Source organism: Anaerococcus lactolyticus ATCC 51172 (assembly GCF_000156575.1).
Taxonomy (GTDB): Bacteria; Bacillota; Clostridia; order Tissierellales; family Peptoniphilaceae; genus Anaerococcus; species Anaerococcus lactolyticus.
Window position 1 is genome coordinate 84,556 of the sequence record NZ_GG666044.1, and the last position, 10,562, is coordinate 95,117.

The following is a 10,562-nucleotide window of genomic DNA, read 5'->3' on the forward strand; positions in this document are numbered from 1 at the left end:
TTAAGCCCTAGGACTTAATTATTTTCTTCCTCTTCTGAATTTTTTTCTAAATCTTGGTCTTCGTTATCATTAGACTCTTCATTTTGATTTTCTAGAGAATCTTGATCTGTTTCTTTCTTTTTCTTTTTGCGTTTCTTATTTTCTTTTTCGGTCCTATCAATATTTTTCTCAAGGGCATTGTCTTCTTCGTCTTTAACCTTGCTGGTCTTTGTGAGGTATTCTTCGTTTTCGATTTTTGCTCCCTCACCCCTGTTAAAGACTATATCACCAATTTTTGTCCTAAGATTGATATTGTTTTTCGCCTTGTTATCAGATAGGTAGCCGTCTGTTATATTCCTATAGGAAATATTTCCCAAAACAAAATTTCCGACATCCAGGTAGGCATTTACATTATAATTATCTATAGTATCTTTGGCGTCTATTATGATATTTCCCGTTGAAGTAGTGAAATCAAGTCTATTGCCAAGTTTTGATTCCTTTATATTAATATCACCTGTAACTGTTGTAAGCTTAGTATTTAATAACTCACTTTTTGTTAGGTTGATTGATCCAGATTCATTTCTTATAGACCCTTGGAAGTAGCCATTATTAAGGCTGATATTTCCACTTACTATCCTAAGGTCAAAGTTTTTAACTTCAAGGTCGTCGATTTTGACATCACCTGCAGTAATAGAACCCTTAATCTCCTCAATACCACCTTCACTAGGTAGGAAAATCCTCACTATAGGAATTTTATCCTTCATGTAAAGTTGCTTGCCTTTAACCTTGCTTTTTAACTTTAGAACCCCTTCTTCAAAACTTACATCTAGCTTATAGGAGTTATCATCACCCCTAAACAATTCTGTATATTCGATATAAGGATTTGTATTTGATCTTTGAATTCTTACATCGGATGAGCCTAGGTCAAAGTCAATTGACTTGATTTTGTTTAGGTCTACCCTCATTATCCTAGATTGGTTGTAAGAATTTTCGTCGATTTGGCTAGTAGTAGCCACATTTTGGATTGAAGCATTTTTCTTTGACGAAATTTTAAAAATAACCAAGCCTATTAAAACTAAACCTACAAGTCCAAAAATCAGATACCTCTTATTTATAGATTCCAACATCTTTGGAAGGTCTATTTTTTTTGTTTCATTTGGTTTTTCTTCTTTATTTTCATTTTTATCTTCAATCAATTCTTCGTCAATCTTGATTTTTTTATCGTCCACTCTTGCCACCACCTAGTTTTTCTAAAATAATAAGTCCTGATGTTAGGAAAAATAGCCATTTGATATAAAAAAGTGTCTGATCTTGCCCCATAAAAACAGCAAAGACCTTTTCTAAAAGCTCGGTTGTTATTTCTCCTTGTATTAAATATTGTATCACAAAAAACATAGTAAATACATTCAAACTTGCAATTAATATGTAAAAAATATTTTTACTTATGATTAAATCGTTGGCCCTAATGTAAAGACTGGTTAGGAAAAGAAAAACCGAGATTACAGCAAGGAGAATTGTCATATCAGCTTTTCTGACAAAAAATACTGATAGAACACAAAATATCATTATTAAAAGGGCCTTAAGCTCCTTAATTACATCTATAATAATCAATATTCTACCTCCCACAAATATAGGCCAACCGGACTTAGGGCTGGGTTTGCTCTTTTTTTTGTTGCCGGATCAAAATAAGCTTTGAAATCATCAAGGCTAAGTTTTCCCCTCGCTAGTTCTATTAGGCTTCCTGTCATAATCCTCACCTGGTTGTGGAGGAAGGATTCTGCCTTAAAATAAAGCTCTAGCCTAGTCTCTCCCCTTTTAAAATAACAATCATCAATCCTTCTATTAGTGTTGATGTCGATATTTTTATCTTCCTTCATAAAGAGTCTAAAATCGTGATCACCCTTTAAAATTTCAAGACCTTCATCTAATTTGTCATAGTCGAGCCTATAGGTGATATTTTCCATATAGGACCTATAGATAGGATGAGGATTTTTTTCCTGGTTAATTATATACTTATAAGTTTTGGACTTGCAAGAAAATCTTGCATGAAAATCAAGTCCAACTTCTTTTGAAGAAAGAGCTAAGATATCATCTGGCAAGTGGGGTTGGATATGGTAGGCAAAACCCTTAGGATTTACATCGCAGGCTGTTAGAAAATTTATATAAAAACTCCTAGCGTGGACTCCTGCATCTGTCCTCCCACAAGCTATTATCCTATTATCTTCGCCTGTCACTTCCTTAATAGCTTTTCTTAATTCTTCCTCAACACTTCTTTGGTCTATCTGATATTGGTAGCCCTTAAAGTCCCTACCATCAAAAGCAAGTTTTAACAAAACATTTTTGATCATAGGAAGTATAAAACAATTATGATAGCACAAAAGATTGTAAAACCAATTATTGATATCCAATCAGACCTGTGCATATAAATCTCATTAAGTTTAGTTCTTTCTTCACCAATCCTATAAAGCCTAGCTTCCATGGCTGTTGCCAAATCGCCTGACCTTTTTAGGGCATTGATAAAAAGTGGCACCAAGAGTGGAATCATGGATACCGCCCTGTCTATGACATTTCCTGATTCAAAATCAGCTCCCCTTGCCATCTGTGCCATCTTAATCTTGTTGGCTTCATCGAAAAGAGTTGGGATAAACCTTAATGAAATTGAAATCATCATGGCAAGCTCACCTGCAGGAAATCCAAATTTCTTTAATGGTGAGAAAAGTTTCTCAAGACCATAGGTTAATTCCATCGGGCTTGTTGTATAAGTAAGTACAGATGTTGAAAGGATTATCAATACTAGCCTTAATATTGTAAAGGCAGTCCTATAAATACCTTCTTCTGTAATAGAAAACTTCCAAATACTAAAAATTGCCTTACCTGGTGTTGTCACCAAGTTTATCACACCTGTAAGCACTATTATAAAAATCAAGGGCTTTAGCGATTTTATTATTGCCTTAAAAGGAATCTTCGCTATTGCCAAGACTGTAATTAAAAGCACTATGAAAGGAATATAAGTAATAAAGTCCTTTACAAAAAATATTGTAATAATATATAAAAATACCCCAATGATTTTGACCCTTGGGTCTAGCTTATGGATAAAACTATCAAAAGGAAGGTACTGACCTATAGTTATGTTAGTCATTTTTTCCTCCTAAGTGCTTGTATAATTCTTCAATCGCACCATCAACGGTGTAGATTTTATCATCCACATCTGGATTTTTCTTTTTGTAAGCTCTCATAAACTTAGTTATTTGTGGCACATCAAGGCCTATGGTATCAAGGTCAACAGATGTAAAAGTGTCAAAGGTAGACTTATCAGAATAAACTTCGCCACCATTCATAACTATTACCCTATCCACATATTCTGCCACATCTTCCATAGAGTGGCTAACAAGGACAATAGTTAGTTCATCATCTGCCTCATAAATTTTCATAAGTTCCTTAAAAATTTCCTCACGACCTATTGGGTCAAGACCTGCTGTTAATTCATCTAGGACCAAGACTTTTGGGTTCATGGATAAAATTCCTGCAACAGCAACTCTTCTTTGCTGACCACCAGATATTTCAAAAGGAGAAACATCCTTATAAGTTTCATAGTCAAGGCCAACTTTTTCCATGGCAGCCTTCACTCTAGCGTGGATTTCATCTTCCTTAAGACCCATATTTTTGGGACCAAAGGCAATATCCTTAGCTATAGTTTCTTCAAACAATTGGTTTTCTGGATATTGGAAAACTAGGCCCACCTTAAATCTGGCAGCCTTTCTCTTAGACTTATCCTTAGAGTTTATTCCATCAATGATAACATCACCATTTGTAGGAATTAAAAGGCCATTTAAAAGTTGGACTAAGGTTGATTTTCCTGATCCTGTTTGACCGATAAGACCTATTATTTCCCTGCTATTTATTTCTAAATTTATATCCTTAAGAGCATAGACCTCGTTGGGCAGGCCCTGGTTATAGATATAGTCAACGTTTTTTATTTCTATTTTCATAAGCTTTCTAAAAACTCCTCGACAGTCAAAGGAAGCCTGTCAAATTTTATTCCCTTTTGGCTAAGACCGTAGGCTACTTCTGTAACTTGGGGAACTGTAAGACCTAAATCTTTCATCTTTTTGACTTGGGAAAAAACTTCCCTGCTACTGCCCTCAAGAGCCTTTTTACCCCTATCTAAAACTACGATTTTATCGGCAAGAACAGCCTCTTCCATATAGTGGGTGATGTAAATTATAGTCTTGTTGTAGTCCTTATTTAAACTTTGTATAAGACTAATTACATCTTTTCTACCTTGAGGATCTAGCATGGCTGTAGGCTCATCAAAAATTATATAGTCAGAAAGCATGGCGATTACACCTGCTATTGATACTCTTTGTTTTTGTCCACCTGATAGGTTTGAAGGATTTCTATGCTTATAGGCACTCATTCCTACTTGGTCTATGGCCTTATCAACCCTTTTTCTTAACTCAGGGTGTTGTACTCTTAGATTTTCCGGACCAAAGGCTACTTCTTCTTCAACAGTAGTTGCTACCATTTGGTTGTCAGGATTTTGAAATACCATGGAACATTTTTTTCTAATATCCCACTCACTTCCTTCGTCAGAGCTTGATATGTCATCAACAAGGATTTCTCCCATGGTCGGTTTGATCTGAGCATTTAAAAGTTTTCCGAGGGTAGACTTGCCAGATCCGTTATGGCCTAAAATGGCAACAAAGTCTCCCTTATTTATATCTATTGATACATCACAAAGGGCAGTTTTACCCTCGCTATCCTCGTCTATACCAGGATAGGTATAGGTTAAATTTTTTATTTTTATCATTTTTATTCCTAATAACTCATTGCTGGGCTGTAATGTGTACTTGATTCATAAACTACTACTGGTGTGCCATGTGGAGCAAGGTCAAATAATTTTTTTGCCATAGCTGGTGGCATATTTAGGCAACCGTGGCTACCATTTGAAAAATAAATTGCACCACCAAAAGCACCTCTCCATGGAGCATCGTGGAAACCTTCGCCGTCCCAACCTATTGGCATCCAATATTTAACAGGAGTTTCATATCTTGATCCATCAAAGCCATCACCTCTCAAGGTTTTATTGCTTGCTTTTTCAAGGATTGAACCCACGCCAACATTTGTTGCCCACTTAGTAGTGTTTGGTAGACCTGAAACAATTGGAGTTTCTAAAACAACTTGGCCGTCTTGGTAGTACCACATATACTGACGAGAAAGGTCTACTTCGATATAGGTAGAACCCAAGTCAGAACCATCAGCTTCTCTTCTAAAACCAGTTCTTTCATAAACCGGTTCTATATCTCCCGATTTTCTTGTATTCACAAGTTGGTATATCTCATCGACTGTAGCTGGTACATCTAAAACAAAACCATAAACGCCAGGATTAACTGTAATCTTGCCTATACCTGTTGCATTAAAAGTCCTTTTTTTACCATAGGTGTCTGTCTTGTCGGCTACTTCATCAACAAACTTTGTAAGCTTGTCATAGTTAAGCTCAAAACTACCCTTATCGGTATCAAACATTTCCATAAACTTTTCGCCTTCAAGTTTTATATCAAAGCCGTTAAAGTTAAAACCAATTTTCATTTTTTCTATGGTTTTACCATCTTCTAAGAGGGCGGCAAGTTCCTTAGAATTATTTTTAACTGTAGGATTTATATAATCATCATCTTTAAGAACTACTTCTTCCTTATGACTATAGATGGCATCCTTGATTTTTTTGCTCAACTTGCCAAAGTCAATCTTATTGCCCATGACTTCTGGAATTATTTTGAAGGCTCCATTTTCATATTTAAGTCTTGCATTTTCAGGTTCTTTTACCTTGTCTAACAAGGCTTGTCCCTTTAGGTTTTTTTCTAACTTTTCTTCATCATACTTAACATTATAGTCAAAATGAAAATCATCACTGGCTATGTTTGCAAAGGCTAATGGCCATTTAAAAGGATTCTGATCAATTGAGGCTGACTCCGGTATGCTCGCGCTGTAGTCAAAATCTTTTAAATCAAGACTTGCCTTTCTCTCATCCCTTCCAACAATTTCAATTGTAAAAGGTTCAGCCGGTTTTTTTAGGGCCTCATCCTTTGAGGCAAAGGAAATATCCCTGCCGTTTACTTTTGTATTTGGTAGGGCTATAAAACTAAATATTACTGTAACTATTAAATAAAGTGCTATTATTACAAGAAATACGAGGGTTAGGGTCCTGGATTTCTTTTTGTTATTTACTTCTGTTATGACGTCCTCCTCACTCTGGTCTCTTGCCAAAATATTGGTAGAAGTCTACCTTTTGGCCACCATTATATAATTTTCTTTTCTTGGATAAAACTCTCTTAAACTGCCTATCAAATTTATCATCCGCTGTTATAAAATATAAGGACCAAGTATCCAGACCTGCCAGTTTATGATTGATTTTTTTATAAATCTCAGATAAATCTGTATCAGATAACCTAAGCCCGTAGGGTGGATTCGAGATGAAAACACCATAGTCATTAGAGATTGCAACTGATCCAAAATCCCTGGTTATAAAAGAAATATCTTCCTCAACGCCCGCATTTATGGCGTTTTGTTTGGCTAGGCTTATGGCCCTACCCGATATATCAGAGCCCAGGATGTTTAATTTCTTGGAATAGTCGATTTTATCCATCGCCTCTTTCTTGGCATCCTTAAAAAACTTTGGATTAATAAATTTAAAACTTGTAAAATCAAAGTCCCTATCTATACCTGGTGCAATATTTCTTGCTATCCTTGCAGCTTCTATCAGTATTGTGCCCGAGCCACAAAATCCATCAAACAAAAACCTATCTGGGTTATAAAAAGAAAGGTCGACAAGGGCTGCTGCAAGATTTTCTCTAAGGGGTGCCTTCACACTGTTCTCCCTGTAGCCCCTTTTGTGGAGACCTTCACCAGATGTGTCTAGGCAAACCCTGACCAAGTTATTTTCAATCATGATTTCTATATTTACTCTTTCGGCCTTTTTTTCGAAAAAAGACTTCTTGTAATAAACTTTAAGCTTGTCAATAATTGCCTTTTCGCTTATAGACTGGATAGACCTTAAAGAAAATAATTTTGACTTGTAAGTTCTCGCATTGACTATAAAATTGCTATCTTCGTTTAATATATCTTGCCAGGAAATTTTTTTGACATTTTCAAAAAGTTCCTCAAAGTCCATAGCCTTGAAGCTAGCAAGTTCTAAGTAAACCCTGTCAGCATGTCTTAGGTTGATATTTAATTTTGCTAAGTCGGATAAGTCGCCTTCCAAGCTAATCAATCCATCACTCACCTTGAAATCCTTATAGCCTAAATCTTTTAGTTGAAATTTCACTAGGCTTTCAAGACCAAAGCTTGTACTAATTAGTATTTTTTCCATACTTGTATTATAACAGATTTTTGACTCTTTTCATCTTTTTTTACAAATGAAAAGCCACTTTCGTGGCAATTAATTTTCATTTAAAAATTCAAATGATTTTTCATAAAGATTTTTTCTGTAATCTTCGTTGGTAAAAGAGTGGTCTGCCCCTTCGATTTCATAGTAGCTGGCATTTTTAAAAGCGTCCCTTAGCTTTTCGTTAGAATCTCTAAAAACTAAAGTATCATCTGTACCCCTTATAATTAAAACATTGCCATCATATTTGCTTGCTGACCCATATATGTCTTTTAAAATAAAATCTATTAGGAAATTTATATGAATTTTAACTCCGCCTATATCCGCTTCTTTAACTTTTGAAATTAAGCTTTCATATGGCATGTTGCTTTCTATCTTGGTTTTGCCTGAAACTTCTCCTTCAAAAACAGTCTTTGCCATGACCTTCAAATAATCTTTATTATTCATATCGCTAGCAGGAGCCAAAAGTACCATAGCCTTGGGTTTTAATTTATAGGCCATAAGGCTAGAAAGGACTCCACCAAGGGAATGACCGATCCAATATAGCCTGTCCTTGTCCACATAATATTTCATCTTGGCAAAGTCATGGATCATTTCTAGTTCTTTTTCTTCACGACTTACAGTCATATCATAAAAACTACCGTCAGACTCTCCAGAGCCTGAAAAATCGAACCTAAAGACAACAAAACCTCTTTCTGTTAGGTACTTGGCATGGTTTATCCTAAAATTTACACTGCCATTCCTGTCGCCACCAAAACCGTGAAAAATTATTACAGTTGGATATTTTTTATTTTCATCAAAGTCATCAGGAGTATTAACCACACCCCTCATGACAATACCATCTTCCTTAGTTATTTGTGAATAAAAGTATTTCATTAAGCTAAAATCCTCGCTACCTCAATTCCACAAGCAGAAGCCTGGGATAGGGAGTGGGTCGCACCAGAACCATCGCCAACACAATATAGGCCCTTGTGTTTTGACTCGAATTTTTCATCAACTTCTATTTCTGAGTTATAAAATTTAACTTCGATTCCATATAAGAGTGTATCATCATTTGCCATACCTGGGGCAATCTTATCTAGTTGGTAAATCATCTCGATTATATCATCAAGTTGTCTTTTTGGCATTACAAGTGAGAGGTCTCCTGGTGTTGCCTTCATGGTTGGCTTGGTAAAAGATTTTTCCATTCTCCTATCTGAAGAACGACGACCCTTAACAAGGTCACCAAATCTTTGCATCAATACCCCACCACCAAGCATATTTGAAAGTCTTGCTATGGATTCACCATATTCATTTGAGTCTTCAAATGGTTCGGTAAACCTATTAGTTACTAGGAGGGCAAAGTTGGTATTTTCTGATTGGAGTTTTGGATCTGTGAATGAATGTCCGTTTACAGTTAGGATACCATTGGTGTTTTCTGTTACAACATGGCCATAAGGATTCATGCAGAAAGTCCTTACAATGTCGTTATATTGTTTAGTTTGATACATTATCTTTGCTTCATAAACATCATCAGTGATGTGCTTAAAAACTTCAGCTGGCACTTCTATCCTAAGACCTATATCAACCCTATTTCTTTTAGACTTTATACCAAACTTATCACAAACATCACCAATCCACTTAGATCCAGACCTGCCTGCAGCCAAAACCAAGTCATCTGCAGAAAATTCTCCGCCCTTATCAGTCTTAACTATGTACTTGCCATTTTCATAATCAACATCTTCTACCATGGTTGAAAATTCAAAATCAATTTTATCTTTCACATATTCATACATCCTATGTAGGATGATTTTATTTCTATCAGTTCCAAAATGGCGAACCTTTGCATCTAAGAGGTGAAGGTCATGACGTAGACACTTAGTCTTTAGGTCATTTTTATCTGTACTATATAATTCCAAGTCGTCCCCACCATCAAAACTCATTAGGACACTATCAACATATTCCATAAGCTCCATGGCTTTTTTCTCACCAACATAACGATGAAGATCACCACCAAAATTAGTTGTGATATTATACTTGCCATCTGAAAGAGTACCTGCACCACCAAAACCATACATGATATTACATGGTTTACATCCTATACAATGGTCAACCTTACCATCTGTGATAGGGCAAGTTCTATTTTCAACCCTGCGTCCCCCATCTATAATAAGGACCTTTTTCTTTGTCTCTAACTTTGTAAGTTCATAAGCAAGAAATGCACCAGCAGCCCCTGCTCCAACTGCTATAATATCATAATTTTTCATAATTCCCCCATCTATTTTATAAAAGTCAGGCACATTTTTCTAATTTAACCTGCTATATTATACAAGTTAAATGCCTAATTTCAAACTATCCTTTACTTTTTGAAAATATATGTTAAAATATATGTAATTTAATGAATCACTTGTAAGTGATAAGTAAAAAATAAAAATTTTACACAGCCTACAAGCTTTCACTAAGAAAGGAAGTCCTATGAAAAAAGCATTTAAAAAAGCCTTCCCCTATACTATACCCGTAATAATCGGTTATTTGTTTTTGGGAATAACTTATGGCATAATGGTCAGCCAAGCTGGTTACAATCCTCTTTTCGCTCCCCTTATGTCGATGACCATGTATGCTGGCAGTATGCAATTTGTAATCCTCCCTCTCCTAAAATCCGATATTTCTTTCATTGCAATTATCATTCTTACCTTATCGGTTAATATTAGGATGATGTTTTACGGGGTAAGCCTTCTAAAAGACTACAAAAATTCAAGAAGTAAATTTCTTTTTATCTTAACCTTATCTGATGAAACCTTTGCTATTGATACAGCAGTCAAACCACCAGAGGATGTAAACAAAGCTGATTTTTACCTTGCCATAGGAATAATAAACTACTTGATTTGGATTTTTTCTTCCTACCTTGGTGCCATCCTTGGCGGAATGATTAACTTCAATACCATGGGTATGGACTTTGTCTTAACCGCCCTTTTCCTAGTGCTATTGGTTGAACAATATTTCTCTACACCAAACCATAAGCCACTTAAAGTCGGGCTAGCTATTGCTATTGCATCGCTTTTAATATTTAAGCCAGGCAATTTCATGATCCCAGCCCTACTTCTAATAGCCCTAAGCCTTTATGGTTTCAAAGATAAAATCGAGGTGAAAAATGACTAGAGTACTTATAATGATATTTTTATCATCCCTTACAACTTTTTTAATTAGGTCAACTCCTTTTTTG

At 35.6% G+C, this 10,562-nt stretch carries 11 protein-coding genes; 1 reads left to right on the forward strand and 10 read right to left on the reverse strand.

What is annotated here, in order from left to right:
• Window positions 1-14: 14 nt before the first annotated feature.
• The 10 genes from HMPREF0072_RS00315 to HMPREF0072_RS00360 form a co-directional block, all read right to left on the reverse strand.
• Window positions 15-1,208, reverse strand: a complete 1,194-nt coding sequence (locus tag HMPREF0072_RS00315) for a DUF4097 family beta strand repeat-containing protein (RefSeq protein ID WP_004826628.1) — start codon at window positions 1,206-1,208, stop codon at window positions 15-17.
• A complete protein-coding gene (locus tag HMPREF0072_RS00320; RefSeq protein ID WP_039930905.1) occupies window positions 1,198-1,590 on the reverse strand; it encodes a hypothetical protein in 393 nt (130 codons plus the stop codon). Before HMPREF0072_RS00320 ends, HMPREF0072_RS00315 begins: the two co-directional genes overlap by 11 nt.
• Entirely contained in the window at window positions 1,587-2,327 is a 741-nt protein-coding gene (gene truA / locus HMPREF0072_RS00325) for a tRNA pseudouridine(38-40) synthase TruA (protein ID WP_004826632.1), read from the reverse strand. The genes HMPREF0072_RS00320 and truA overlap by 4 nt, the downstream gene beginning before the upstream one ends.
• Window positions 2,324-3,118 (reverse strand): energy-coupling factor transporter transmembrane component T family protein, encoded by a 795-nt coding sequence (locus HMPREF0072_RS00330; protein WP_004826635.1) that lies wholly within the window; start codon window positions 3,116-3,118, stop codon window positions 2,324-2,326. Before HMPREF0072_RS00330 ends, truA begins: the two co-directional genes overlap by 4 nt.
• A complete protein-coding gene (locus tag HMPREF0072_RS00335; protein ID WP_004826636.1) occupies window positions 3,111-3,968 on the reverse strand; it encodes an energy-coupling factor transporter ATPase in 858 nt (285 codons plus the stop codon). The genes HMPREF0072_RS00330 and HMPREF0072_RS00335 overlap by 8 nt, the downstream gene beginning before the upstream one ends.
• Window positions 3,965-4,789 (reverse strand): energy-coupling factor transporter ATPase, encoded by an 825-nt coding sequence (locus HMPREF0072_RS00340; protein WP_004826638.1) that lies wholly within the window; start codon window positions 4,787-4,789, stop codon window positions 3,965-3,967. Before HMPREF0072_RS00340 ends, HMPREF0072_RS00335 begins: the two co-directional genes overlap by 4 nt.
• 8 nt (window positions 4,790-4,797) lie before the next feature.
• Entirely contained in the window at window positions 4,798-6,243 is a 1,446-nt protein-coding gene (locus HMPREF0072_RS00345; protein ID WP_004826639.1) for a L,D-transpeptidase family protein, read from the reverse strand.
• Entirely contained in the window at window positions 6,224-7,345 is a 1,122-nt protein-coding gene (locus HMPREF0072_RS00350; RefSeq protein ID WP_004826642.1) for a THUMP domain-containing class I SAM-dependent RNA methyltransferase, read from the reverse strand. The genes HMPREF0072_RS00345 and HMPREF0072_RS00350 overlap by 20 nt, the downstream gene beginning before the upstream one ends.
• Window positions 7,346-7,414: 69 nt before the next feature.
• Window positions 7,415-8,236 carry an alpha/beta hydrolase family protein gene (locus HMPREF0072_RS00355; protein ID WP_004826643.1) on the reverse strand — a complete coding sequence of 274 codons (822 nt, stop codon included), beginning with the start codon at window positions 8,234-8,236 and terminating at the stop codon, window positions 7,415-7,417.
• Window positions 8,236-9,606, reverse strand: coding sequence for an NAD(P)/FAD-dependent oxidoreductase (locus tag HMPREF0072_RS00360; RefSeq protein ID WP_037327871.1), 1,371 nt, complete (start codon window positions 9,604-9,606; stop codon window positions 8,236-8,238). The genes HMPREF0072_RS00355 and HMPREF0072_RS00360 overlap by 1 nt, the downstream gene beginning before the upstream one ends.
• A 208-nt stretch (window positions 9,607-9,814) precedes the next feature.
• Between HMPREF0072_RS00360 and HMPREF0072_RS00365 the strand changes: the two genes are divergently transcribed.
• Complete coding sequence (locus HMPREF0072_RS00365) at window positions 9,815-10,498, forward strand: AzlC family ABC transporter permease (protein WP_004826650.1); 684 nt, start codon at window positions 9,815-9,817, stop codon at window positions 10,496-10,498.
• The last annotated feature ends 64 nt before the right edge of the window (window positions 10,499-10,562 follow it).